The organism is Anaerobacillus sp. 63XJN7_4_ISO-PGPR-S23-413 (assembly GCF_056173725.1).
Genome location: NZ_CM149688.1, coordinates 1,563,758 through 1,589,996, shown reverse-complemented (window position 1 = coordinate 1,589,996; position 26,239 = coordinate 1,563,758). Strand labels below are relative to the sequence as shown.

Here is a 26,239-nt window from a genome sequence, read left to right as displayed (position 1 = left end):
TTTTGTTCTTACCATTCATTTACCTCTCCCCTTCCAAGTAAGTATATGCTTCATCATTTCTCATAACTATAATACGAGGAGGGAAATTCATGACGCGTTTTTTCATCTTACTAGGTGCGGCACTCATCATCGTTAGCTTTGTCATGTTTATCATGGGATTATTAAGATTTATTCCTGTACCTATTGGTGGAGCTCTTTTGTTTCTTTCTATTCTTTTTACCGTTAGCATGTACAATTCCAGAAACCAATTCAAAGGATTTAACCGCTAAAAAAAGCCTTCTCTAGTAGTAGAGAAGGCTTTTTAGCGGCTTAGTTTATGCAACCTATTCGTCTTCGAATAACAGATTCTCCATTTCGTTAAGAATGGATTCAAATACATCTAGTGCGTCACTGATTGGTTTAGAAGAAGTCATATCTACTCCGGCCTTTTTCAAGACCTCAATCGGATAATCTGAGCTTCCTGCTTTTAAGAAATCAATGTATCTTGAGACGGCTTCATCGCCTTCTTCAAGAATTTGATTTGAGAGGGATGCAGCTGCGCTAAATCCAGTCGCATATTGGAATACATAGTAATTGTAATAAAAATGAGGAATACGCGCCCACTCAAGTGCAATTTCATCATCGATCACAAGATCGTCACCAAAATACGTTTTGTTAAGATCATAGTAGATCGAGGAAAGAAGATCTGGTGTCAACGGCTCACCATCTTGCGCTCTTTTGTGAATCGCATGCTCAAACTCAGCAAACATCGTTTGTCTAAATACGGTTCCTCTGAATCCTTCTAGATAGTGGTTTAATAAATAAAGCTTTTCCTTTTTGTCTGAAGTGTTTTCGAGCAAATAATGATTGAGTAATGATTCATTTGTTGTTGAAGCAACTTCAGCTACAAAAATGGAATAATTTGCGTAAGGATAAGGTTGGTTTTCTCTTGTGTAATAACTATGAACCGAATGGCCGAACTCGTGAGCGAGCGTAAATAAATTATTCACGTTATCTTGCCAGTTCATTAGAATATATGGACGTGTTCCATACGTACCTGAAGAGTATGCCCCACTTCTTTTACCTACGTTTTCTTGCACATCTACCCATCGGTTTGAGAAGCCTTCCTCTAAGATCTCTTTGTACTCTTCTCCGAGCGGAGCTAATCCTTTGAGAATATAATCTTTCGCTTCTTTATATGAAACCTCCATCTTCACTTCTGGTACAAGTGGTGTATAGAGATCATACATATGAATGTCATCAAGACCAAGTGCTTTCTTTCGAAGGTTTACATAGCGATGCAATAGATCAAGGCGATTGTGCACTGTTTCCACAAGGTTGTCATAGACGTCTTCTGGAATGTTATTACTATCAAGTGCAGCTTGTCTTGCCGAATCATAATTACGCACGCTAGCATAATAATTGTCTTTCTTAACTGTTCCACTTAGTGTCGAAGCGAAAGTATTCTTGAATTTCCCATACGTTTCATAGACTGCCTTGAACGCATCTTTTCTTACACGTCGGTCGCTACTCTCAAGAAAACGAATGTAGCGTCCGTGTGTAACTTCCACTTCGTCCCCATTCTCATCCTTAATCGTTGGAAACTTCATATCTGCATTATTTAACATACCAAACGTGTTGCTTGAACTATTCGTTACGTCGCTAACACCAGCCAGAATGGCTTCTTCTTCCTTAGATAAAACGTGCGGACGCTCTCGATTGATTTCGTCTAATGCTTGCTCATAAAGTTTCAGTTCTTTCTTTTCGTTCAAATACTGCTTGATGGTTTCTTCGGGTACGCTTAGAATTTCTGGTACAACAAAAGCGAGCTCACTACTCACCTGCGTCGCAAGATTAGCTGCACGATCATTAAGACCCTGGTAATGCGAGTTTGTCGTATCTTGATCATAGCGCATATGGGCATATGTATACAGCTTGCCAAGCTTAATTGTAATTTCATCTTGTTTTTGAAGGGCCGCATAAAGCGTATCTGCAGAATCGGCTAACTTCCCTTTGTATTCTTCCATCTCCGGGAGAAGTGCTTTTATTTCTTTAAATTCCTCATCCCATTTTTGATCGTTTTCGTAAATGGCTTCAAGATCCCAAGTATCTTCTACTGGAATTTCGTCTCGTTTAGGTAGAGCGTTTACTTTTTTCTCTTCCATCATTAGACACCTCCATCAAATAATTACCTCACATACATTATCGTACCATATTCCTCTTAGGATGCTTACAATTTCGCTCGACAAACGTTGCAGTTTCACACAAGTTTCCCGAGAATTTTATGATCTTTTTTAGTGCATTGCTCAACTTGCTGATGAACCTCAGGTTGATAAAGCTTTTCATATCGTTCATTATCCCATTCTTTCAAAACTTTTAACCGAATTAATTGATCAACATACCCTTTTAGTGCCGCTGATACCCCTTCCCCCTGAACCATGTGCGGACTATATCTTACTTTAATAAGAGTAGCATCGATTACTTGTTGGAAGGCATTTATTAATGACTGCATAGAGAATGATTTATTTTGAGGGATTAAAGAAAGAAAGCAAATAATAATCCACGTTTGCCATAAATAAGAGGAGGTTTCAATCCAGTAGTTTTGCGAAGATGGAATTCCAGCTTCGGAAGGGAAAAATCGAATAGACTTTCCGCTAAGATAGAGTCGTTTACGCAAGAAGTAATAAATGAATGATTTTTCACCATGGGGATTTTGACGCCAAATTTGTTTTTGCTTAAACCATATGGGCACGGATTCATGAATAGTAAAAGGAGAATGAGACTTAAATAAATCGAAATAAGAAGTAGTTAAAGCGCTGTGATAAGTGGTTGTACAGATGAATTTTGTAGGGGTTAAGCTATAGTGGACGGTTAGATTCGCGAAGGTACGTTCTTCTGGGCAATAATAGTAAATGGAAGGGGAACCTCTATGGTGAGATGCTGCTGCCCAGTCCATAGCTGAAAGGGTGTGGATGAGGGAATATATTCGCTTGAGACGCTTTGCTCCAAGAATCCACGTCACATGAATGTTTGTAGCGTTATAATCATGTGATCGTTTCGTAAGCAGTCTCGCTTCTATTGAGGCACATTGAAATTCAACCGCCGTACGAGATGAGGGGAGAAATAAATCGGGGCGCTGATTAGAGGCAATTAACACATGTTCTAATTGCACATCCTGATGATCTTCTCTTAGCCAATTATAAAGCTGTTGTTTACCGGTTAAGTGATAATTAGATTCCCGTTCCCATTCCATTTCACAAGGCGGGGACCCTTGATGGGCAAAATGCCATATCTTTTTTTCACCTAGCTTCATCACAACCCGCTCACGGCACCCAGGACAATAATAGGGTGTGGAACGCCTTAATTTCCGTAGCTCATCAAGGCTGAAGCAACGGTCGGCAAGATTGAGTAATGATCCATTTATAGTTGAAGCAGTTAACATCACAACACCTCTCTTTTATTCGTTCCTAACAATAATTCTCTTCCTAGAGAAACATCCCTCTACACTTTCTATATTTATTTGAATAAGATAACCGGTTTAACCACAAAGGATGATTCGTCCCCTTAAAGAAATGGAGAAATAAAAAAAAGCCGATTTCCATAGAAATCGGCCTCACCTTATAAGAGTGGGAAGTGTCCGCGGAGTTGTTCAAGAGCCTGCTCAGAGAGAATCTCCTTACCGTATTCATGAATGCGGTGAATGGTCAGGTCTGTTTCATATCCGTATTCTAACAGCTGACTCAATCGGTTGTCCTGATCTTCTTCTATCAATGTTTCGTCGAAGACAACATGGAGATAATAACGGTCCTCATAATGATACAATCCATTTTCAACTCCAGTTGAATCAAATCCGTGTGACAATGAAATCACATCTTCAAAGTCTCTAAATCCGATCATAAAGGAAAGCTCTTCACCTTCTAACGGTTCAGGCTCGTCTTCTGGATCTAAATTATTCTGAAGCGCAAATTTATCATCAAGAATTTTATCCATATTTTCATCGAGCGGAAGATCAAGCTGCTTATCCTCTGACATCGGTAGTTCAAGTTTGGACCCGTCGTTTGACATTTGTGCACGTGTCACAATGATTTCAAGACCCTTTTCAAGTGCTTGAACTTGTATCCAGAGTGGACCCTCAAGTGAAAACTGTTCCCTTTGATGCGCTTCGTCCATCATTTCCCAGAACAATTCTTCTCCTCTTTCTCTGTCGTACCAAATTTCTTCTCGATCGAACCCTCTATTTTCAATATCTCTATACGTAATAAAGAATTTTAAAGTATTCGCATTGACGCGTTCGATTTCCATGTGCACTCTCTCCCTCCTGTTTAGTTAACCGGAAGGCTATTCCCTCTGGGATACTCCTAATTTTCTCTTTCCCTTAAGTGGCTTGAGTTTAACCACTTTTTCTCTTGTAATACCATTCTATGATAAACCATCAAAGAATGGAAATAAAAAATCGTTTGATTTTTTCACTCATATTAAACCATATACACGATATATTTATTTATGTGTATAGCTTGCCCTAAAGTGCTCCTGTCATATGATTAAAAATTCGCTATTCGGGAGTGGATTCCTTGCTTACCTTAGAAACCATGACACAGATTCTGTTTATTATCGGTATTGATATCGTCCTAGGTGGTGACAACGCAGTTGTAATCGCCCTCGCGTGTCGTAATCTCCCCGATTCTCATCGCAACAAAGCCATCATGATGGGAACAGCCATTGCTGTTGGACTTAGAATAGCACTAACCATTGTCGCTGTCTATTTATTGATGCTCCCTTTCTTATTAATTGTTGGTAGCCTCTTTCTTCTCTACATTGCCTTCAAATTGGTAATCGATAGCGAAAGTAATGAATCGGTCCAATCCACCTTTTCGTTTTGGGGAGCCATTCGAACCATCGTCATAGCAGATCTCATTATGGGGCTCGATAATGTACTAGCGATCGCTGGTGCATCCGAGGGGAAACTGCCGCTTGTCGTTTTTGGATTATTCATCTCTATCCCTATTATCGTATGGGGGAGTAGAATGATCATGCATGCCCTTGATCATTTTCCTGTATTAATTTATATTGGCGCCGGCATTTTAGCGTTTACTTCTGCAAGGATGTTAACAAGCGCAGCAGAATTAAAAACCTTCTTTTATACATACCCTTCCATGGAAGTGGCCACCGAGATTATTTTTCTTCTCGTTGTGATTGTTGGAGGATGGTTAGTAAAGAAGGTGAAAGGAAACATTCTTTACATTTATTAAGAGCTACAAAAAAACTTCTACAGGATCTCTGTAGAAGTTTTTATTAGGTAGCTATGTTAATGAACCTTTAACTCGAATGAATTGAAACCGAGCAACATTATTATAAGCTAATTAATTAACGAGACGCTGTGCCTCTTGAAGTTGAAAAGTACGAACCTTGCGAGGTAGGAAACGACGAATTTCATCTTCGTTATAGCCAACCTGTAGTCTTTTTTCATCCAAAATGATTGGACGGCGAAGCAATCCTGGATGCTCGCTAATTAGCTCAAACAATTCCTGTAAAGAAACCGTATCAAGATTTAAGTTCAATTCCTGGAAAGTTTTTGAGCGAGTTGATATAATTTCATCTGTTCCGTCTTCAGTCATACGTAGAATTTCTTTCACTTCTTCAATAGTAAGAGGTTCAGAAAAAATGTTACGTTCTGTAAACGGAATATCGTGCTCCTGCAACCACGCCTTCGCTTTTCGACAAGATGTGCAGCTTGGTGATGTATAGAGTGTTACCATAAGGAATTGCTCCTTTCTATAAGTAAACGTCAAATCTACATTAGAAAAATTATCTTTTCACAATTTGTATTATACTACAATTCTTATCAAATAAATAGAGGATGACAAAAATTACATAAAAGCTATACAATAACTATACAAATGATTTATGTTAAGTCTAACTCCTATATACCCCTTCTTCACTCTCCCAAACCTTTATTGTTTAAAAAAGTTTGATTTTTATCTAAAAAAAGTTTCCTTCACATGATACGATTCGTAAGAGATACACTAATTCTGAGGTGAATAATATGAAAAAGGCTCTGTTTCTTGTAAGTATGCTCGTCTTTGCAAGCGCTTGTACAACACAGGAAATTACAAATGAACAAACTTCAAATGAACCGATTCCAGTTGAAGTCGCTACTGCTCAACAAAAAAACATTTCGAATGAACTTGAATTAGCCGGACAAGCTACTCCTGGAGTGACGATCCCGCTCGCTGCCCCTTCCCCACTCGAGGTAAAAGAAATAAACGTGACTGTTGGAAGCTCTGTGGAAAAAGGAGATCTCATTGCTTCTCTCGATGATTCTACAGCGAGAGAAAATGTCAACCAGCTAACGAATGCGGTCAATGAGCTTGAAAAAGCCGTTAGCCAGGCTCAAGAATTGTCTGGACAAGCAGAAAAAAGTGCTCAAGAGTTAAAAAATCTTCAAGATGAATTAAATGCTTCACTCGAACGATCTAAGCAGCTACTTAATGAACTTGATTCAGAAGAAGTGACAGCTGCTGATGTTTTAAAGGAAAGTCTTGAAGTAACCATAAAGCAGGCACAATTATCCCAAGCTGCAGCCCAGGTTCCTTCAATGTCAGCAGGTAATGTGACACAGCTTGAAACACAGTTGTCCGAAACGAAAGCAAGCCTTAACCAGGCAAGGGACGTCCTAAATGCAACTACCATTGAATCACCTATAAATGGGATCGTTTCTCAAATCAATGCTGAAGAAAATGCTGCAGCCGTGCCAAGCACCCCGCTTGCGGTCGTCGTGAATTTAAATCCGATTAACGCTGCCTTTCAAGTAAATAGCTTTCAAATTACACAGTTACAAAAAGATCAGGAAGTGAAGATCACTTTTGACGGTGTCGATGGATCTTTTGATGGGAAATTAAAAGCGATCCCACCTACAGCAAATGAACAAACGGGTTCATTTCTAATTGAGATTCCAATTGAAAACAAAGATTTAAAAATTAAAGGTGGTATGAAAGCAACTGCGACCATACAAACAGACGTCATAGAGAACGCTGTAACTGTCCCTAAGGATTCAATTATCTATGGTGATGATGAAACGTATGTTTACGCACCACAAGGAAAGAAAGTGAAACAAGTTAACGTCGAGCTAGGAGCAGAGACTGATGAAAGCATCCAAATTACGAAAGGTCTCTCAAAAGGTGATAAAGTCATCACTAAAGGTAAAGATCGTCTAAACGAAGCATCTGAAATCCAGGTACAGAAGTGAGTTGAACACACATGAATATTGCTAAGCTTTCCGTCTTTCGTCCAATTGCTATGGGGATGGTGATTATTTTCATCCTCATTATCGGAACAGTATCACTACGTAACATGCCAGTTGATCTGTTTCCCGATCTTACTTTCCCTGTTGCAGCCGTAACGGTTACATATGATGGTGCTGGTCCTGAAGAAGTTGAGAACTTACTAGCCTCCCCTCTTGAGAACGTGATGGGTACCCTACCGAATGTCGAAAGTATATCGTCCGTCTCACAAAATGGTGGTGCACTGATCCTCGTTTCATTCGAATGGGGAACAGATATGGATTTTGCCACGTTAAATATGAGGGAACAAATTGATGCAGTTAGAGACTCTCTACCTTCTGAAGTACCAATTCCTAAAGTATTGCGTTTTAATCCAAGTGATATTCCTATCATGCAACTTGGAGTGGCTGGATCGGAGGAAGATCTTACTGCAGTAAAGAAAGTAATTGAAGATCAAATTAAACCTTCACTTGATTCAGTACCAGGGGTTGCAGCTGTTACGATTGAAGGTCAGTTAGAGAAGGAAATTAGATTAACTGCTGATCCAGATAAATTAAGTCAATATGGCGTCACCCTTACAAACTTACAGCAGCTCATTGGATCAGAAAATCTTAATTTACCAAGCGGATCTATTGAAACAGAGAATAAAAACCTGCCTCTTCGCGTAACAGGAGAGTTTAAATCCGTTGATGATTTGAAAAACTTATCCGTTCCAACACAAAATGGTACCGTCAAGCTTAATCAGCTCGTTGAAATCGAAGAAATGATGAAACCTGCCGTTCAAGAAAGTTTCTTAAATGGTGAGCCGGCGATTGGTTTTTCAATCCAAAAGCAATCTGGAGCAAACACCGTTCAAGTAGTGAAGCAAATTAATGAGAAGCTTGAAGAAATTCAGCCTTCCCTACCAGAAAGCATGGAAATTAAAACCGTATTCGACCAGGCGAAATTTATTAATCAGTCAATCCGTGCTGTTGTATGGAATATTATTATTGGAAGTCTTTTAGCTGCTGCCGTTCTATATCTGTTCTTACGCAATATTCGCAGCACGTTAATTATTGGTTTATCCATACCTATTTCTATCGTAGGTGCATTTATTTTAATGTATTTCTCAGGTCAAACCATCAACCTCCTAACACTAGGCGGCCTCGCGCTCGGAGTTGGAATGATGGTAGACAACTCTATTGTTATTCTAGAAAACATTTACCGACTAAGGCAGGAAGGTAAATCACTTAAAGAAGCGGCAGTAGATGGTACGAAAGAAGTTGGTAGTGCAATCATTGCATCTACACTCACTACAGTTGTCGTTTTCTTACCAATTGTGTTTGTTACTGGGCTCGCTGCCCAGCTCTTTAAACCATTAGCGCTTGCTGTTACCTTCTCACTATTAGCGTCACTATTTACAGCACTTATTATTGTGCCATTGTTATCATCTCTTCTGATGAACCGAAACGAATCGAAATCGATTTTTCAACTTAAATTTGATCGGGTTAATAATTGGTATCGTCGAGTATTAGATAAAACACTTTCTCATCCTAAAAAAACAATCGGCTTTACCGTTCTGCTCCTTGCTATTTCAGCAGCTGGAACGCCTTTTATTGGGACAGAATTCCTTCCTGCACAGGATCAGAGCTTTGTGAATATATCAGCGAATCTTCCTGCAGGAAGCTCTCTTGACGCCACTGAAACCGTCACAGAGGAAATTGATAACGTCTTAAAGTCGATTCCTGAAGTTGATCTATCCTATTTAACAGCTGGAGGAACTGACAACTTTAGTGTTGGAGCTGGCAGTCAAACGAACCGGGCTAGCTACAGCGTTCTGCTCGTTCCAATCAATGAGCGAGATCAATCTGACTTAGAAGTTGCCGAAGATATCCGAAAGAAGCTTAAAGGTATACCGAACGCCGATATTTCTGTATCTGCCAGTGATTCTGGATTTAGCGCTGATCCTATTTCAATTAACATCATCGGACCTGAGCTTGATGTTTTGAAAGAACTTTCGGATGATGTGATGGAGAGCTTATCAGAAGTCGATGGGGTAAGAGAACCAACTTCGAGTATCGAATCCAATAATCCAGAAGTTCAAATTCTAATCGATCGTGAGAAGGCTGCGAGCTATGGAATAGGTAGCTCACAAATTTCAACAACGATTTCTAATGCCACAAAAGGACTTGTAGCAAGCAATCTTGCAAGAGATGGCAATCAATTAGATATTCGCTTAGCAGTTGAAGATAAATATACAGATTCCCTTGATTCTCTATCTAGCCTATTAATCGAGACTCAAACTGGGGAAAAAATCCCCCTTTCTGCTGTTGCCGAAATTAAACGGGGGCTTGGTCCATCGGAAATTACACGTTCGGATCGATTAAGACAAGTGGAAATAACGGCGAGTCTATTGGGTCGAGATCTTGGAACGGTTACAGATGAAATTCGCGAAAAACTAGTCAAAGACGTTCCGCTCCCTGGTAATTCATATAAAATCACTTTTGGTGGACAAGATGAACAAATGAATGATGCTTTCTTTAAATTGTCCGGTGCTCTTGCTCTTGCCATTGTTCTTGTTTATATGGTTATGGCAGGACAGTTTGAATCATTTCTCTATCCGTTTATCATTATGTTTTCTGTTCCACTCACAGCTATTGGGATTATTTTCGGCCTCCTTATCTCCTTCCAGCCTCTTGGAGTTGGTTCACTCGTTGGTATGCTTATTTTAACGGGGATCGTGGTCAATAATGCGATTGTACTCGTTGATTATATTAATAAGCTTCGTGAAACAGGGATGGGAACTCGTGAAGCGATTTTAGAAGCAGGCCCCATTCGCTTAAGACCGATTTTAATGACAGCTTTAACGACGATTCTAGGTCTAGTTCCTTTATCATTCGGGTTTGGTGAAGGTACAGAAATTCAGCAACCGATGGCCATCGTCATCGTATTCGGATTGAGTGTAGCAACGTTTATAACATTAGTATTTATTCCTGTTGTTTATTACTTGATTGATCTACGTCGTCAGAAACGATTGGATAAAAAATTAGAAACAAATGAATAGAAAAAAACCGAAAGCCAGTTTTAAGGCTTTCGGTTTTTTGTTACATTTTTTATGCAGATGTTCTCGTATTTGAGGCGGGCTCTTTCGAAGACTGCGGTTTCCAGGTTTTCCATCGTCGTTTCAATAAATCCTTCAACCATTCGCGCTTCTTTTGCTTTTTCTTCTCACGATTCTTCATAAGAAGGTTCCCTCCTGATCGAAAACAATACTCTTACTCTTCAATGAGTTCCTTATCTTCTTTAAGACTCAGCACTTCTTCGACAGGCTGATAAGACTCACCATACAACTGCATATCTTTGTAAGTATGAATCTCCTGATACGTATGCTTCATCGCTTCGTAAATTTCTTTCTCACCAGCTTCGTTTGGAGACCAGAAAAGAATTTCCATTTCATTAATCTCGTTTGTAGCAAGAGATCTTCTTCGGTAGCCAATTGACTTCGCGTGTTTAAATCCTTCTCTCAAATAAAAGCGCTGTCTTTTTTCAGTATCCGTTTCATCGTAATCAACAGGCTCTACCTCGAGGATAATTGGCTTATTCTTTCCTTTAAGTTCTTCAATTAATTTCTTTCCTAGCCCCTGACCTCTGGCATCCTTGGAAACGAAAATATAATCCACGAATATGAAATCAGGAAGATCGGCATACATTAGAACATGGTGCGGTCCCTCGTCCTTATTGTAAATGTCACCTTTTTCTTCAAGCAGTAAGTCCATATGCTCTTTTGATTTCATCTCTTCAATGGGGAAATATTGCTTCAGCTTCTCATACCAGTTCATTGATCTACTCCCTTTTAAATTAATTCGTCACTAATAGTATAACACATTTATCCAGTAAAATAGTGCTAAGCTAGATAAGGCAGTAGTTATTTTCCCCTCTTCTCAGTTATGTAAACATACTGTACACTAATATCAAACATGCTAAGGAGGAATGAAATGAACTTTTTTGCTGAGTTTATCATGCTCGCTATTCTACTCATTAGCTTCACAGCATTTATTGCTATCTTCTTAAATGCTTCAGGACGCTTCATTTTTTCTAAAGAAAAAACCTCCTTCCAACACCCTTTAGAGGATAGTCAGAAAAACTGGAGGAAATTAACGAAAGATTCATTCTAAACCAGCGCATTGAGCGTTAGCGGGAAGGGAATCGTATATAGAGAAAATGGATTGCCTTCAGAGGCAATCCTTTTCTTTACGTATCACGGTGTATAGTCGACATTCTTTGTATAACTATTGCTTGCGTCCCAAAGTAGATATTCATTAATACCATTGTCTTTCAAGGCTTTAATTTGGGCTTCTACTTCCGCCTTTCCGTAATTCAAGTAATTCCCACTACCAAGATAACTTGCAGTGAAATCCTGAATCCATGGACGACTTGTAGGAGCATCATCCAATTTGCCTAATACTTCATTCTCTACTTTTGCATACTCATTTATTAAGTTATACGGTTCCAAATCAGGCTTTGAAATTCCAAAATAGGATCCCCAGTGACTTGGATAAATCATAGATGAAATAACATCAACGTTACTAGAAATTTTAGAGAAATTCTGCCCGATACCAGGCGCTTCAGGAATCGTTGCTGAGTAACCAAAAATATCAACCGATACATCAACATCATACTGCTCAAGCTTCGAATTCGCATATGCTACAAAGTCTGTTACAGCCTGCACACGTTTTTGAACATTATCCATATCCATATCAGCATATTTGCCCATCGAATATTCTAATGTGTCTTCACGTGTTTCAAACCCTTCTGGGAAACGGACGTAATCAAATTGAATTTCTTTGAAGCCCATTTTAGCTGCTTCAATTGCAATTTCAACATTGTAATCCCATACCTCTTCCTTAAATGGGTTAACAAATGCTTCTCCACGTCCATTTTTCCAAACCGAACCACCTTCTTTATATGAAAGCTCTGGTCTTGCTTCTGCAAGCACTGTATCCTTAAATACAACTACTCTCGCAATTGGATAGATCTCGTTTTTCTCCATCTCTTCTAAAACCTTGCGAGGATCTTTCATATAAGGTTTGCCAATCTCATACTCTGCTAATGGAGAATCCTTCTTTGGTTCATATGTAAGATTTCCAAAATCATCTTTAAGATCGATGACCATTGCATTTAAATCTGTAGAGTTCACAAATTCTGTGAGCTTACTGAATCGACTTCCACCTGCTGAATTCCCTGTTACATAAATACCTCGAACTGCATCGGGATATTCGAAATCTAGACCAGAATCATAAACGAATCTTGGTAGTCGATCTGGTAACGTTAGTTCCTTTTTTTCTGTCTCAATCCCTTTAAGATTTGTCGCTGATAATGCTTCATCTGCTTGTACCGATTGCCCGAAAACAGAAAAAAGCAAAACTGACGCGAGCAGGCCTTTCAACCCCACATTAAAAATACGCACAGCTTCTCTCCCCTTTATTAGTTTGCCTCCTCTATTATAAGATGAATATACGCTCTTTGAAAGAACTTCCAGTAAAATTTCTCATGTCTTTTTCGTGAACAATATAAATTGCTTTATTTTTTATCAAATGGTATGATATTTAGAAAAATAAATTTAGATTGGTGAGGAGGCCATAACCATGAGAAACGTAACACTAACTGATATTTATCAACTACCATTTGCACGAAAGTATTTAAAACGCGCTGGATTGGCTCATGCGATTACTGTGGCCAAACACGCTTATCATTTCGCAAGTGAACACGATGTCAATCCTGATCTTGCTGCAAAAGCAGCATTACTTCATGATATTGGTCACTATACATGGTACCGAAATGGAAAATGGGATTATAACTTATATAAACAGAATGACATTCATGCAATCAAAGGGGCTGAACGCGCTCACAAAATGCTGATACGACTTGGTGAAAATCCAGTTTCAGCAAAGGAAATTGCCGTCGCAATCCTATTCCACACGGATTCCTACTTCATGGGAACGGTAAACCGTAACGCCCTTCAAGAAGTAGTTGCAATGGCTGATGAAGCGGACGAAGAACCTGGTGGTAACCACCATTATAAAGTCATCTCTGAAGAAGAAGCGAGAAATGAGCTCGCTGCACTCGATCAATTGATTGAACAAAGCTTGAACAATCAAAATGAGTGGCAGCAAAGTGTTTAAGATCCACTATAGCTCAGGAAAGGGATCTCAATGTGTAAATCCTTTCCATCCCTTTCCCTTATCTCCCCTTCCCACTTCTTTACAAAAGTCATTCCATACTCACTATTAGGAACACTCATAATAATCCTCTGCTTTCTCTGCTTATAAGCCAATTGAACGATAAATTCGTACAAACCCCACCTCTTCTTTTCATTGCCTTTATAAAAAAATTCCACAGCCTCAACGTACTCTTCAAATGTTTCAATCCAAACATATCCTACGGTTTGTTCTTTTTCTTCAAATAAGTATACGATAGAATGAGAAGAAGGTTGTAACTGTAACCTTGCCATATTTTCTGATCTAATCGAATCTAGCGTTTCTTCATCAAATTCGCAATTGTAAGTGTAAAAAATCATATGGATCCTCCTCTATTTTGCTTTGTATGATTTCACAAAAGGTATCTCAGTAAAACGAACAAAGTAACTACAGCTTTTCTGAAAGGAGAGTTTATGAACAAATTAAAACTTAGTTTACTTATTTCTACTTTTATTCTGTGCGGACTTATTTTAGTAGACTATTCGCTTCCAGTTGACTTATCCCTTTATGTAAAAGGATTTCTGAATGTCCCAATTCTACTCTACATAGGTTATCTAGTCATAAAATTTCGTCATAAAAAGCACTAAAAAAGGACCTCATTTCAGTTGAAATGAGGTCCTTACCTTTTAAACTGTTACTTGGTACTTTTGGTACTCTTCTTCAGTACAAGCGATCCAGTGTCCCTCCACAACTTCACGAAGAACTCGTTCTTCTCCATTTTCAGGAAGGTGCTTATCAGGATCATAAACTTTACGTTTTCTAGAACGCTCATATTCCGGATCCGGAAGTGGAATCGCAGAAAGAAGAGACTGCGTATAAGGATGTAGTGGGTTTCGATAAAGCTCTTCACTTTCAGCAAGCTCAACGATTTGGCCACGATACATAACACCAATACGATCACTAATGTATTTCACCATAGAAAGGTCATGCGCAATAAACAAATACGTTAAGCCTTTTTCTCTTTGAAGTTTCTTCATCAAGTTAACAACCTGTGCTTGAATCGAAACGTCTAGAGCAGAAATAGGCTCATCCGCAATAATAAATTCTGGATCAACCGCAAGAGCACGAGCGATTCCGATACGCTGTCTTTGCCCACCACTAAATTCGTGAGGGTAGCGGTTCGCATGTTCTTTGTTCAATCCTACTGTTTCAAGAAGTTCAACCACTTTGTCCATACGAGCTTTCTTAGACGTTGCAAGACCGTGAATATCAATGCCTTCAGCAATAATATCAGAAACGGTCATTCTCGGATTTAAAGAAGCGTATGGATCCTGGAAGATCATCTGCATTTTTTGATTAAATTTCTTAAGTTCTTTCGCAGATTTTTTTCCATGGACATCTTCTCCATTAAATCGAACTTCACCGTCAGTTGCATCGTATAGGCGAATAATGGTACGTCCAGTTGTGGATTTCCCACAACCAGACTCTCCAACTAGACCGAACGTCTCACCTTTATAAATATCAAATGTTAAGCCATCAACAGCTTTTACTGTGCTTTTACCTACTTTAAAATGCTGCTTTAAATTTTTAATTTCTAGGAGTTTTTCTTGACTAGACATTCTTACCACCATCTTTCGCGCCAATGATCGGCTCACTTGGAGCCATTCCCTGCATACGTTTTTTAATTGCTGCAGGCGGTTCTACTTTAGGTGCTTTCTCGTGCAATAGCCACGTTGCTGCATAATGCGTATCTGAGATCTTAAACAACGGTGGCTCCATTTCTGTATCAATCTTCATTGCGTATGGATTACGCGGAGCAAATGCGTCACCTTTAGGTGGATCAAGTAAATCTGGCGGTGATCCTGGAATAGCAATAAGCTCTTCATCCGTTGAGTCTAGACTTGGCATTGAACCAAGAAGTCCCCATGTGTAAGGATGCTGAGGGTTGTAGAAAATTTCATCTACAGTTCCAGTTTCAACAATTTTACCTGCATACATAACCGCTACGCGATCTGCGATATTAGCTACAACCCCAAGGTCGTGAGTAATAAAGATAATCGACGTGCCCATTTTTTCTTGAAGATCATTTAGTAGCTCAAGAATCTGAGCCTGGATTGTAACATCTAGAGCTGTTGTCGGCTCATCTGCAATAAGAACACGAGGGTTACATGCAAGAGCAATGGCAATAACCACACGCTGTCTCATACCACCTGAAAATTGGTGTGGGAATTCATTTACTCTTCCCTCTGCATTCGGAATACCAACAAGTTTCAAAAGCTCAATCGCACGTTCCTTCGCTTCTGATTTACTCATATTTTGGTGCTTCACTAGACCTTCCATGATTTGCTTCCCAATAGTCATGGTCGGGTTAAGTGAAGTCATTGGATCTTGGAAAATCATTGAGATTTCAGACCCACGAATTTTTTGCATTTCCTTTTCGGACAGTTGAGCAAGATCACGATCACCGAACTTAATCTCACCTTCTTTAATACGTCCAGGAGGATTTGGAATCAAGCGCATAACGGCTTTCGATGTTACAGATTTCCCTGATCCAGACTCTCCTACAATTGCTAATGTTTCACCTTTATTTAAATGGAAGTTTACTCCACGAACGGCTTGTACTTCTCCAGCAAACGTATCAAAGGAGACGTGCAAATCATTCACTTCTAGAATCTTTTCCATTCTAATCCCCCCTATTTACGTAGCTTTGGATCAAATGCATCTCGAAGGCCGTCACCAAGAAGGTTAAAGGCAATCATAATCAATGAAATGATAATTGATGGCCATAGCACAAGATGCGGATAAATTTGTAGACTCTTAAATCCATTGTTAATGATGGAACCAAGTGAAGCTTCAGGAGGTCGTAGTCCAAGGCCGATAAAGCTTAGGAATGCCTCGAAGAAAATCGCACTTGGAATTGTAAACATTGTTGTAATAATAATTTGTCCGAGTACGTTTGGAATTAAATGTTTCCCAATTACTCGTCCACTTGTAGCTCCTAAAGTACGAGAAGCGAGAACAAACTCTTGAGTTTTAAGTTTTAAAACCTGTCCTCGAACAATACGCGACATTCCTATCCACCCTGTTACCGAAAGTGCGAGAATAATTGAGAATATTCCAGGCTCAAATATTAAAATAAATAGAATAATTAATATTAGATTTGGAATACCTACTAAAACTTCAATAATACGCTGAAGAATGTTATCAACTCGCCCACCATAATAGGCAGAAATACCACCATATGCGACACCAATTACAAAATCAATAAAGGCTGCTGCTGCAGCGATGAATAGCGAAATTCGCGTCCCCTGCCATACTCGTGTCCACTGATCTCGGCCGAATTCATCCGTACCGAACCAGAAGTATTCGTCTTCATAGCCTTTAGCTTCATACTGATCAGTTCCGCGAATATCAACTCCGTTAACTCCTAGAAAATCAATATTTTCAAGGACTGGAACTTTAGCAGGAAGCTTCGCTCTCGTTAATTCTTGCTGCGAATATGAGTGTTCATTCATTCCAGGTCCGAAAATCGCCAATAAAATAATGGCAATAATGATAACTAGTCCGGTAATAGCCCCTGGATTCTTTTTTAATCTTCTCCACGCATCTTTCCAAAATCCTGTACTTTCACGTGCTATTTGTTCGTTTTCAGAAGAATCAATTTTAGCGGGTTGAAACATGTCGTCTGAGATATCATGTAGCTTTTCTTGTTTCATACTCATTAACTCTTACCTCCCGCTAGACGAATTCGTGGATCAATAATCCCATACATAATGTCTACTATTAAAATCACAACTATAAATAGCAAACTAAAGAAAAGCGTTGTACCCATAATAATTGGGAAATCGTTTGTTAAAATCGAGTTAACAAATTTCTCACCAAGTCCTGGTATGACAAAGATTTGCTCAATTACTAGAGTACCTGTCATTAGACCTACAACCAGTGGTCCCATAATAGTAATGATAGGTATAGAAGCATTACGGATTGTATGTCTAATAACAACCGCTGTGCTACTTAAGCCTTTTGCTTTCGCTGTTGTAATATAGTCCTGACCGAGAACTTCTAGCATTTCTGTTCTCATAAAACGAGCTATTGTTGCGACAACAATCGAAGCAATTGCAATGGTTGGCATGATTGTATAAGCAAAGCCATCCCAGTAAGCTACTGGTAACAACTGCCACTTAACACCCAACCAGTATTGCATAAGGCCAGCGATAACGAAGTTCGGAATTGAAATACCAAGAACTGCGATAACCATCGTTCCATAATCTAAGAACGAATTGTGTCTTAATGCTGCAATAATTCCAAGAAAAAGACCAATGATAGTTCCAACTACTAGTGATTGAAGTCCTAAATAAGCTGAAGGTCCAATACGTTCACCGATAATTGTTGACACTTCACGGCCATCCTGCTGGAAGGAAACACCGAGATCACCTGATAATAAGTTTTTCATATAATTAAAGTACTGTACAGGAACTGGATCGTTTAAACCATATTTATCGTTCAACTGCACAATTTGTGTTTCTGTAAGCTTATCCTGGTTATTAAACGGTGTACCAGGGAGAAGCTTCATTAGAAAAAATGTTAGCGAAGCAATAATTAGGAAGGTAATCAACATTGAAATGATCCTTCCGCCAATATAACGTCCCACTACAACCAACCTCCTCAAAAGATACCTGCTTATATAGTATAAGTCGAAAAATGGAATTTCACTAGAAAAAATTTTCTATCTATTTCACTTCTAGCTATCGTTTCGACATATTTCTTATTACAGGTAAAAAAGAGAGTATATGTCAGGATGACATATACTCTCCTGAAAATCCAAAATTACTTTTCAATCTTAACCCACTTATATGAAGAATCAGCTCCAAATGAGTGTACATAGAAGTTTTTAACGTAATCTTTTTGTAGAATTGCGTTACCTTTTTGGTAAGTTGGGATAATCGCAATATCCTCTTCCATTAGAACTTTCTCAGCGTCTTGCATCATTTTCCAACGCTTCGCTTCATCTGTTTCTTTCTTAGCTCCTGAAACTAGCTCGTCATACTTCTCGCTAGAGTAGCCCATGCGGTTATAAGCGCCGTCAGTTTCAAACATATAAAGGAACGTCATTGGATCTGGATAGTCAGGTCCCCAACCGCCAGTTGAGATATCAAAGTCGCCAGAATCTTCAAGCTCAAGGAACTGCTTCCAAGGCTGTTTGTTGATTGTTAATGTAAGACCATCAAGCTTTGTTTCAAACTGATCTTTTGCATATTCTGCGATTTTAGCAGCAAGCTCGTTATCAGTAGTTAGGAATTCTAGTTCTACAGAGTCTGTACCAAGTGCTTTAAGTCCAGCTTCCCAAGCTTCTTTCGCTTCATCTTCTCCTTGGTCAGCATAGAAGCCGTCTGGAGCAAATTCACGGAAGTCATCACCTTCAGGACCTTTTACAAAGTCTTTAGGTACGAAATACTTTGCAGCAATTGATCCGTTATTAAGAAGTACATTTACAAGTCCTTCACGGTCATATGCAAGGTACAATGCTTTACGAATATCTTTGTTAGCTAGTGCTTCATTTTCTTGGTTCATACGCATGAAGTACATTGTTGGATCTACTAGTGTAGAAAATTCTTCATTATCTTTGAATTGATCTACGAAATCTGCAGAAAGACCAGCGCGATCAATCTTACCAGTTTCATAAAGGTTTACAGTAGTAGCTGTATCTTGCACTACTTTAGTCGTAATCTTTTCAAGACTTACAGTTTCAGCATCCCAATATTCAGCGTTCTTTTCGTAAGTCCAGCCTTCACCGTGGTTCCACTCAGCAAATACGAATGGTCCATTGTAAAGCATTGTATCAGATTCTAGTGCGAATTTTTCACCCTGCTCTTCAGCAAATGCTTTAGGCTGTGGATAGAATGTCGCAAAAGTAAGTAGTGCTTTAAAATAAGGCACTTGGTTTTCAACAGTAATCTCTAGTGTTTTCTCATCTACTGCTTTAGCTCCAAGCTCTTCTACTTTACCGTAAAGTGGATCGCCTTCAGTAATGATTGCATTACCGTTTTTGATTCCAGCAGTACCAAACATAGAAGCGTAAGGAGAAATTGTATCTGGGTTTAGCGCTTTATGCCATGCATAGATGAAGTCATCTGCTACTACATCTGATCCGTCAGACCATTTAGCATCGTCACGAATTGTAAATGTATAAACAGTTTCACCGTCTTTTTCTTCTTCTGTTGGTTCTTCAGCAGCCATACCAAGTGTAGGCTCGTTATTTTCGTCAAGACGATATAGTCCTTCGAAAACCTGGTTCATTGCTTTAAAAGATGTGTTATCAGTAGCTTGTGTAGTATCCATTGAAGGAATTTCAGCTGTTTCTACTAAGTTAAGTACTTGTTCAGCAGAACCGCCTTCTCCGTCGCCTTCTCCACCACTGTTCCCCCCGTTGTTTGAGCCGCCGCCGCAAGCCGACAGGAATACGCTCAATACAAGCACAAGAGATAGGACAAGAGTCCATCTTGATTTCTTCATGCTGTGTGACCTCCCTTAAAATATGTAGCTATAAAAGCTAGTGATCCGCATGACGGAATTCATCAAATTATCTAACTATTCACTCGAGAATAATCTGATTCGTTTCGCCCACAACTCGTATTATACAAGTTTTCTAATTATTTTGCATACGTTATTTTTACACTCATTTACAAAAACCGCGCCACAATTACGTTTGCATAACAAAAAATAGTTCTTTAGTCCTGGTATAAATTCTCTGGTTTCTGGGTAACATTTGATATTTTACAGTGAAATGTATGAAAATCTACTTAGCCCCCCTTACCTAAAAGTATATAGTATACTTTGGTGTATACTGTATTCATATCGCGAAATATTCTGAAATGTACACGATGTGTTAAACCGTTACACATTTCTACCTCGTTTATATTGTTCTAGACTATTTATTTTTTTATACTTGATAGTAGAAAGAAAATGGGGGCTATTATGAAATCACTTACTTTAAAATCAGGTATCTTAATCGTGCTTGCGATTACCGCGTCAATGATCATCTCATTTACTTCTGACGGAGGCCTTGGCATCCAATCCATATCAGATATTCTCTTTATGATTGCACTTGCTATGGTACTTATTGGTGCTGCTCTTCACGTTGTTCAAACGGGGTTTTTTGACGGGATTGTCTATTCATTTAAGCGGTATTTTAGAAATACGGCTAAGCGACAAATGATTGAGGAGGATACTTCCGAAATCCATTACAGGCTTGATTATGATAACCCAATCACTTATCCACTCTTAATGGCAGGCGGGTTTTGTGTCATACTCACTATTATCATTTCCATCATTCTTGTAAGTAGCTAACTTGTTGCATGCGATGATTTAGTTGCGCTATACTAGTTAAAGAAGAAGGATACAGAATGGCTAAGATGAAGAGTAGTACAAACTGATGTGATTTATAGAGAGCCTATGGTTGGTGGAAATAGGTATCACACTTTTTGGAATGGACTTCTGAGCCCCTTTGCTGAAGACTTTAGTAGGCATTGGCGTGAGCATTCACGTTATCACTAGCGGTATTTAATACCATAAGTGATCCAGACTTACTGGATAAGCAGGGTGGCACCACGGTCCATTCGTCCCTAGCATTAAGGGATGAATGGGCCTTTTTGTATGCTTTTATAGAAATTGAGAGGAGCAACACACAATGAGCGTTATTTTTTCGGGTATTCAACCGAGTGGAACATTAACAATAGGGAACTATCTTGGAGCAATGAAGCATTTTACTGATCTTCAGGATGAGAATGAATGTTATTTCTGCGTTGTAAACCAGCACGCAATTACAGTACCTCAAGAAAAACAGGCTTTAAAACAGAATTCAAGGAGTCTTGCTGCATTATACCTTGCTTCAGGAATTGATCCTGAAAAATCAACACTTTTCATTCAATCTGAGGTACCAGCTCATGCTCAGCTGGCATGGATGTTACAATGCGTTTCTTATATAGGTGAATTAGAACGCATGACCCAATTTAAGGATAAATCAACTGGAAAAGAAGCTGTAAGCGCAGGTTTGCTTACGTATCCCCCACTTATGGCTGCTGATATTCTTCTTTACGGTACAGAGATTGTCCCTGTGGGAGATGACCAGAAACAGCACATTGAGTTAACTCGTAATCTTGCTGAGCGTTTTAACCGTAAATTTAATGACATTTTCGTTATGCCTGATGCGCGCATTCCTAAGGTCGGGGCACGAATCATGTCACTACAAGATCCTTCTAAAAAAATGAGTAAGTCTGACTCCAATCAAAATGCGTTTATTTCAATGCTTGATGAGCCATCTACTATTATTAAAAAAGTGAAACGTGCGGTTACTGATTCAGATGGAGTTGTCCGTTACGACAAAGAAAACAAACCAGCGATCTCTAACCTGCTTACGATTTACTCTCTTTGCTCAGGTAAAAGCGTTGAAGAAATTGAATCTCTATATGAAGGTCGAGGATATGGTGACTTTAAGGCGGAGCTTGGTGAAGTAATCGCTAATATGTTAAAACCTATTCAGGATCGCTATAATGATCTCATTTCTTCATCTGAACTAGATGACATCCTTGATCTTGGGGCGGAGAAAGCGAACCGTAAAGCATCTAAAATGCTTACAAAAGCAGAACGTGCTATGGGGCTTGAAAGAAAAAGAAGATAAAGAAAAAAGGAAGGTTGCACTGGGCAACCTTCCTTTTGCTTTATCCAAATCAATAATAGTCATTAATTGAGAGACGATAGATCTAAGCCTTTTCGTTAATTCACGTGTGTTCCTTTTTCAAGTTCCCATATTTTTTCAAAATACGGCTGCCCTTTGATGATTCGCTCACAGATTTGCTCATGCTTAGCTGACCAACCTGCCTTCACTTCTCTATATAGACCTTCCCATGCCTCGTCCATTTCCATACTTTGGATTTGCACATACTGTTTCGGCTGACATTCTGTGAACCAATAGCGTATTTCAGCCGAGTTACCACTCGAATACAGTTGGTCTAGCGCCATAAACAAAAGCTGTTTCAACTGTCTTTCTTTTCTAGTAAGTCCCATCATAATGTCTGGTCCTGGAGAAAGAATATGATGTTCTTTCAAAGGTTGATCTGATTCAAACGGATAACTGATAGCTTCAACATCTGCCACCATTTCATAAACTGCTTTTTCTTGTCTAGGTATCACTCGACTTTTGCGAATGGGAATCTTATACCCTAATGTATCAATGACAATAACCCCTCTGCCGTCCGTAGCCAAGAAGCAATACTCTAAAGGTGATCGTTCATTATTTTTACGTATATAGCTCTGTTGAAAAACATCACTAAGTAAACTCTCCGGAAGCTCCGTCAAATCATTTTCAATGTAATGATACAGGAGTGACTCCACCTTAATAACAGGCACCTGATCCAGCAACTCAATAAAATCATCTTTTCGCCATTCATGAAAATTGCAAACATTGTACCCATTCTCTTCACCTTCAAACCAATTCACCCAAACATCTCGCAAATACAACATCTGGCTACCCCTCACTTCGCTACTGTTTGTAAAAACAGTATAGTCAGGACCAAGTCAAATTATTCCATGATAAGTATATTATTAAGAAAAGATTAATAGAACACTGAAAAGCGGAAGCCTCCGTTTAGACCCGGCAGGCACTGGAGCCTTTTCATTTGAACACGGTCTTTGTGTTCGGATGAAAAGGTGAAGTGACCGAGGGTCTGGAGGCTGCAGCTAGACACGAAAAGCGGAAGTGGGCGTTTAGGGGCGACAAGCGCTGGAGGCCCATAAAAAGAACACGGTTCTTGTGTTCATTTTATGGGGTGAAGCGATCGAGACCCTGCCCACTGCAGCTAGACACGAAAAGCGGAGACGAGTGTTTAGAAACGGAGATATTGGAACTCTTGAACTAGAACACGCTTTTTGTGTTCTGGTGAAAGAGTGAAATATCGCAGTTTCTGCGAGTCGCAGCTAGACTGAAAAGCGAAGCGGGCCTGCTTAAATCCGCAGGATGTTGGAGCCCATGAGACTGAGACGCTTTTTGTCTCATTCGATTGGGCGAAACAGCCGGAGGATTTGGCCCGCGCAGCTAGACACATGAAAAGCGGAAGTGGGCGTTTAGGGGCGACAAGCGCTGGAGGCCCATAAAAAGAACACGGTTTTTGTGTTCATTTTATGGGGTGAAGCGATCGAGACCCTGCCCACTGCAGCTAGACACGAAAAGCGGAGACGAGCGTTTAGAAACGGAGATATTGGAGCTCTTGAACTAGAACACGCCCTTTGTGTTCTGGTGAAAGAGTGAAATATCGCAGTTTCTGCGAGTCGTAGCTAGACACGAAAAGCGGAAGTGGGCGGTTAGACACGGCAGGCACTTGACCCTTATCAAAAGAACACGCCCTTCGTGTACGAATTAAAAGGTGAAGTGGCCAAGACCCTGCCCACTCCACCTAAACACAAAAACCCCCTGGGAAATCTCCCAGGGGGCTACAACCTATCTACTTTACAAATTTCTTAAACACCAATGTCGCATTATGACCACCAAAACCAAGTGAATTGTTCATGACAGCATTCACTTCAGCCTTACGTGCTTGGTTTGGTACATAATCGAGATCACAGTTTGGATCAGCCGTTTCATAATTGATTGTAGGTGGGAGAATTCCTTCTTCTAACACCTTCGCACAGAAAATCCCTTCAACCGCGCCTGCAGCGCCAAGCAAATGACCAGTCATTGACTTTGTTGAACTAACCGCAAGCTTATAAGCATGCTCTCCAAAGACCGACTTAATCCCTGCTGTTTCATACCTATCATTATAATCCGTGCTTGTCCCATGGGCATTGATGTACCCAATGTCAGCAGGAGTAAGGCCAGCATCATCGATTGCCTGTTGCATTGCACGTGCGCCGCCTTCCCCTTCAGGAGCCGGTTGCGTAACGTGATATGCATCACCTGTTGAACCGTACCCTACAATTTCTCCATAAATTTTAGCGCCGCGTTTTTCAGCAGATTCAAGACTTTCAATGACAAGGATTCCTGCACCCTCACCAATAACAAACCCATCACGATTCGCATCAAATGGACGACTTGCTGATGCAGGATCTGGATTAGTAGATAAAGCCTTCATTGAGCCAAATCCAGCTACGCTCATGCTTGTGATAGGTGCTTCTGAACCACCAGTAATCATAACATCAGCATCTCCACGCTGAATCACCTTGAAAGAATCACCAATGGAGTTTGTTCCTGAAGCACATGCTGTCACTGTACATGAGTTAATTCCTTTTGCACCAAGCATGATCGAAACCTGGCCAGAAGCCATATCAGGAATCATCATTGGCACGAAGAATGGACTTACACGACGAGCGCCTTTGTCCATAAATGTGCGGAATTGTGATTCATAAGTTTCCATACCACCAATACCAGAACCGATCCAAACACCGACTCTTTCAGCATTCTCATCAGTAATTTTCAATCCAGCATCTTCAACTGCCATTTGAGAAGCTGCAACGGCAAATTGAGTGAAACGGTCCATTTTTCGAACATCTTTACGATCCATGAAATTTTCAGGATCAAATTCTAGAGCTTCACCTGATACTTTTGCTGCAAATTGATCTTTATCTAATCGTGTTAGTGGATTAATCCCAGAAACACCGTTAACTATATTTGTCCACGTTTCATCTACCGAATTTCCGAGTGGAGAAACAGTTCCCAACCCAGTAATAACTACTCTTCTTTTCATTTTACCAGCGCTCCTTTTTCTCTACTACTCATTAACGTCCTAATTTTAGGGCAACTGCTCCCCATGTTAAACCGCCACCAAAGCCAACAAGAATAACCACATCGTCTTCCTTAACGCGGCCTTCCTCCATCGCCTCTGAAAGTGCGATTGGAATCGTGGATGAAGACGTATTACCGTATTTCTTAACAGTTGTCGCCATTTTCTCAATCGGAAGTTCAAGTCTCTGTCTTGACGCTTCCATGATGCGAATATTTGCTTGGTGAGGAATAAGGAAATCCACATCTTCTTTCGTTAAACCAGCTTTATCGATTACGTTAATCGCTGATTGCCCCATTTGTCTAACGGCAAACTTAAATACTTCTCTACCATTCATAGCCATAAAGCCATTCGGCTCTTGATAAAGATGTTTAGCTCCAGCTCCATCTGAACCTAGTTCAAATGAGAGAATACCTCTTCCTTCTGTAACTGGCGCAATTACTGCTGCACCTGCTCCATCTCCAAATAGCACGGCTGTGTTGCGATCTTCCCAGTCAGTAATTTTCGAAAGTTTCTCTACACCAACTACTAGGATGTTTTTATAAGTATCATTATTAATGTACTGACCAGCTGTAATCATGCCATACATAAATCCAGCACAAGCCGCACTTAAATCCATCGCTGCTGCATTCGTTGCACCAAGTTTATCTTGAAGCAAACAGCCTACTGATGGGAATGGATAATCCGGAGTAACTGTGGCAACTAGAATAAGATCCAAGTCTTCCGCTTTTATATTAGCATCTTCAAGGGCCTTTTTTGAAGCTAAATAAGCCATATCAGATGTATTCATATCATCGTCTGCAATTCTTCTTTCTTCTATTCCTGTTCTAGTGCGGATCCATTCGTCAGATGTATCAACCATTTTCTCTAAATCTTGGTTGGTTAATACACGTTCAGGTACATAATGTCCTACACCTACTAAACCAGCGTTCATCATGAATTTCCCCTTTATAGGATATTTTCTAACTTAAAACCAATCTTTAGTAGCTGGTACTAATTTTAATTCATAAGTGTGCGTTTGTCTACCTAACTG

The 26,239-nt window shown here is 39.7% G+C and carries 24 protein-coding genes, 1 pseudogene and 1 other annotated feature; of the genes and pseudogenes, 8 read left to right on the top strand and 17 right to left on the bottom strand.

What is annotated here, in order from left to right; translation table 11 throughout:
- Window positions 1–89 precede the first annotated feature (89 nt).
- The gene (locus AC0VYO_RS08630; RefSeq protein ID WP_194221205.1) at window positions 90–269 is read left to right on the top strand and encodes a hypothetical protein; all 180 of its coding nucleotides are present in this window, start codon (window positions 90–92) and stop codon (window positions 267–269) included.
- A gap of 54 nt (window positions 270–323) precedes the next feature.
- On the opposite strand, the gene pepF is transcribed toward AC0VYO_RS08630, so the two are convergent.
- The 4 genes and pseudogenes from pepF to mecA form a co-directional block, all read right to left on the bottom strand.
- Window positions 324–2,147 carry an oligoendopeptidase F gene (gene pepF / locus AC0VYO_RS08625; RefSeq protein ID WP_430242092.1) on the bottom strand — a complete coding sequence of 608 codons (1,824 nt, stop codon included), beginning with the start codon at window positions 2,145–2,147 and terminating at the stop codon, window positions 324–326.
- Between the two features lie 92 nt (window positions 2,148–2,239).
- On the bottom strand, window positions 2,240–3,232 hold the full coding sequence (locus AC0VYO_RS08620) for a competence protein CoiA family protein (protein WP_475369053.1): 993 nt from the start codon (window positions 3,230–3,232) through the stop codon (window positions 2,240–2,242).
- A 9-nt stretch (window positions 3,233–3,241) separates the two neighbouring features.
- Window positions 3,242–3,421: pseudogene (locus tag AC0VYO_RS08615) on the bottom strand (competence protein CoiA family protein); the annotation flags it as partial.
- 176 nt (window positions 3,422–3,597) lie between these two features.
- Entirely contained in the window at window positions 3,598–4,281 is a 684-nt protein-coding gene (gene mecA / locus AC0VYO_RS08610) for an adaptor protein MecA (RefSeq protein ID WP_194222276.1), read from the bottom strand.
- A gap of 287 nt (window positions 4,282–4,568) precedes the next feature.
- On the opposite strand from mecA, the gene AC0VYO_RS08605 reads away from it, so the two are divergent.
- Complete coding sequence (locus AC0VYO_RS08605; protein WP_475368865.1) at window positions 4,569–5,228, top strand: TerC family protein; 660 nt, start codon at window positions 4,569–4,571, stop codon at window positions 5,226–5,228.
- A 111-nt stretch (window positions 5,229–5,339) separates the two neighbouring features.
- On the opposite strand, the gene spxA is transcribed toward AC0VYO_RS08605, so the two are convergent.
- Window positions 5,340–5,735 carry a transcriptional regulator SpxA gene (gene spxA / locus AC0VYO_RS08600; RefSeq protein ID WP_098443134.1) on the bottom strand — a complete coding sequence of 132 codons (396 nt, stop codon included), beginning with the start codon at window positions 5,733–5,735 and terminating at the stop codon, window positions 5,340–5,342.
- Between the two features lie 287 nt (window positions 5,736–6,022).
- On the opposite strand from spxA, the gene AC0VYO_RS08595 reads away from it, so the two are divergent.
- Both AC0VYO_RS08595 and AC0VYO_RS08590 read left to right on the top strand, forming a co-directional pair.
- Entirely contained in the window at window positions 6,023–7,225 is a 1,203-nt protein-coding gene (locus AC0VYO_RS08595) for an efflux RND transporter periplasmic adaptor subunit (protein WP_475368864.1), read from the top strand.
- Between the two features lie 11 nt (window positions 7,226–7,236).
- Window positions 7,237–10,302 carry an efflux RND transporter permease subunit gene (locus AC0VYO_RS08590; RefSeq protein WP_475368863.1) on the top strand — a complete coding sequence of 1,022 codons (3,066 nt, stop codon included), beginning with the start codon at window positions 7,237–7,239 and terminating at the stop codon, window positions 10,300–10,302.
- 49 nt (window positions 10,303–10,351) lie between these two features.
- Here AC0VYO_RS08590 and AC0VYO_RS08585 read toward each other — a convergent pair whose 3' ends face one another.
- The gene (locus AC0VYO_RS08585) at window positions 10,352–10,480 is read right to left on the bottom strand and encodes a hypothetical protein (RefSeq protein ID WP_255462008.1); all 129 of its coding nucleotides are present in this window, start codon (window positions 10,478–10,480) and stop codon (window positions 10,352–10,354) included.
- A 33-nt stretch (window positions 10,481–10,513) separates the two neighbouring features.
- Entirely contained in the window at window positions 10,514–11,077 is a 564-nt protein-coding gene (locus AC0VYO_RS08580) for a GNAT family N-acetyltransferase (protein WP_194221199.1), read from the bottom strand.
- A gap of 156 nt (window positions 11,078–11,233) precedes the next feature.
- On the opposite strand from AC0VYO_RS08580, the gene AC0VYO_RS08575 reads away from it, so the two are divergent.
- Window positions 11,234–11,413, top strand: a complete 180-nt coding sequence (locus AC0VYO_RS08575; RefSeq protein ID WP_226612615.1) for a hypothetical protein — start codon at window positions 11,234–11,236, stop codon at window positions 11,411–11,413.
- Window positions 11,414–11,496: 83 nt separating this feature from the next.
- Here the strand turns inward: AC0VYO_RS08575 and AC0VYO_RS08570 are convergent, their stop codons facing one another.
- Window positions 11,497–12,705 carry a putative glycoside hydrolase gene (locus AC0VYO_RS08570; protein ID WP_430242101.1) on the bottom strand — a complete coding sequence of 403 codons (1,209 nt, stop codon included), beginning with the start codon at window positions 12,703–12,705 and terminating at the stop codon, window positions 11,497–11,499.
- A 178-nt stretch (window positions 12,706–12,883) separates the two neighbouring features.
- Here AC0VYO_RS08570 and AC0VYO_RS08565 point away from each other — a divergent pair, with 178 nt between their 5' ends.
- Window positions 12,884–13,420: an HD domain-containing protein gene (locus tag AC0VYO_RS08565; RefSeq protein ID WP_430242103.1), complete on the top strand. Its 537-nt coding sequence runs from the start codon at window positions 12,884–12,886 to the stop codon at window positions 13,418–13,420.
- Here the strand turns inward: AC0VYO_RS08565 and AC0VYO_RS08560 are convergent.
- The 6 genes from AC0VYO_RS08560 to AC0VYO_RS08535 form a co-directional block, all read right to left on the bottom strand.
- Window positions 13,417–13,815 (bottom strand): hypothetical protein, encoded by a 399-nt coding sequence (locus AC0VYO_RS08560; RefSeq protein ID WP_475368862.1) that lies wholly within the window; start codon window positions 13,813–13,815, stop codon window positions 13,417–13,419. The two genes, AC0VYO_RS08565 and AC0VYO_RS08560, sit on opposite strands and share 4 nt — an antisense overlap.
- A gap of 306 nt (window positions 13,816–14,121) precedes the next feature.
- Entirely contained in the window at window positions 14,122–15,054 is a 933-nt protein-coding gene (locus tag AC0VYO_RS08555) for an ABC transporter ATP-binding protein (protein WP_226612610.1), read from the bottom strand.
- Window positions 15,047–16,117, bottom strand: coding sequence for an ABC transporter ATP-binding protein (locus AC0VYO_RS08550; RefSeq protein ID WP_194221193.1), 1,071 nt, complete (start codon window positions 16,115–16,117; stop codon window positions 15,047–15,049). Before AC0VYO_RS08550 ends, AC0VYO_RS08555 begins: the two co-directional genes overlap by 8 nt.
- 11 nt (window positions 16,118–16,128) lie before the next feature.
- Complete coding sequence (gene opp3C / locus AC0VYO_RS08545; protein ID WP_226613129.1) at window positions 16,129–17,151, bottom strand: oligopeptide ABC transporter permease; 1,023 nt, start codon at window positions 17,149–17,151, stop codon at window positions 16,129–16,131.
- Between the two features lie 5 nt (window positions 17,152–17,156).
- Window positions 17,157–18,086 (bottom strand): oligopeptide ABC transporter permease, encoded by a 930-nt coding sequence (gene opp3b, locus AC0VYO_RS08540; RefSeq protein ID WP_430242108.1) that lies wholly within the window; start codon window positions 18,084–18,086, stop codon window positions 17,157–17,159.
- 176 nt (window positions 18,087–18,262) lie between these two features.
- Window positions 18,263–19,948 (bottom strand): peptide ABC transporter substrate-binding protein, encoded by a 1,686-nt coding sequence (locus AC0VYO_RS08535; protein WP_475368861.1) that lies wholly within the window; start codon window positions 19,946–19,948, stop codon window positions 18,263–18,265.
- A gap of 462 nt (window positions 19,949–20,410) precedes the next feature.
- On the opposite strand from AC0VYO_RS08535, the gene AC0VYO_RS08530 reads away from it, so the two are divergent.
- Both AC0VYO_RS08530 and trpS read left to right on the top strand, forming a co-directional pair.
- Window positions 20,411–20,782 (top strand): DUF3899 domain-containing protein, encoded by a 372-nt coding sequence (locus AC0VYO_RS08530; protein WP_475368860.1) that lies wholly within the window; start codon window positions 20,411–20,413, stop codon window positions 20,780–20,782.
- Window positions 20,783–20,835: 53 nt separating this feature from the next.
- Window positions 20,836–21,062: a binding site (T-box leader), on the top strand.
- A 60-nt stretch (window positions 21,063–21,122) separates the two neighbouring features.
- Window positions 21,123–22,112, top strand: coding sequence for a tryptophan--tRNA ligase (trpS, locus tag AC0VYO_RS08525; protein ID WP_475368859.1), 990 nt, complete (start codon window positions 21,123–21,125; stop codon window positions 22,110–22,112).
- Window positions 22,113–22,207: 95 nt separating this feature from the next.
- Here the strand turns inward: trpS and AC0VYO_RS08520 are convergent, their stop codons facing one another.
- The 3 genes from AC0VYO_RS08520 to AC0VYO_RS08510 all read right to left on the bottom strand — a co-directional run bounded on the left by AC0VYO_RS08520 (window position 22,208) and on the right by AC0VYO_RS08510 (window position 26,140).
- Window positions 22,208–22,954 (bottom strand): YjbA family protein, encoded by a 747-nt coding sequence (locus tag AC0VYO_RS08520; protein ID WP_194221188.1) that lies wholly within the window; start codon window positions 22,952–22,954, stop codon window positions 22,208–22,210.
- A gap of 977 nt (window positions 22,955–23,931) precedes the next feature.
- Window positions 23,932–25,170 carry a beta-ketoacyl-ACP synthase II gene (gene fabF / locus AC0VYO_RS08515; protein ID WP_475367179.1) on the bottom strand — a complete coding sequence of 413 codons (1,239 nt, stop codon included), beginning with the start codon at window positions 25,168–25,170 and terminating at the stop codon, window positions 23,932–23,934.
- A 31-nt stretch (window positions 25,171–25,201) separates the two neighbouring features.
- Entirely contained in the window at window positions 25,202–26,140 is a 939-nt protein-coding gene (locus AC0VYO_RS08510; protein WP_283152355.1) for a beta-ketoacyl-ACP synthase III, read from the bottom strand.
- Window positions 26,141–26,239: the final 99 nt, after the last annotated feature.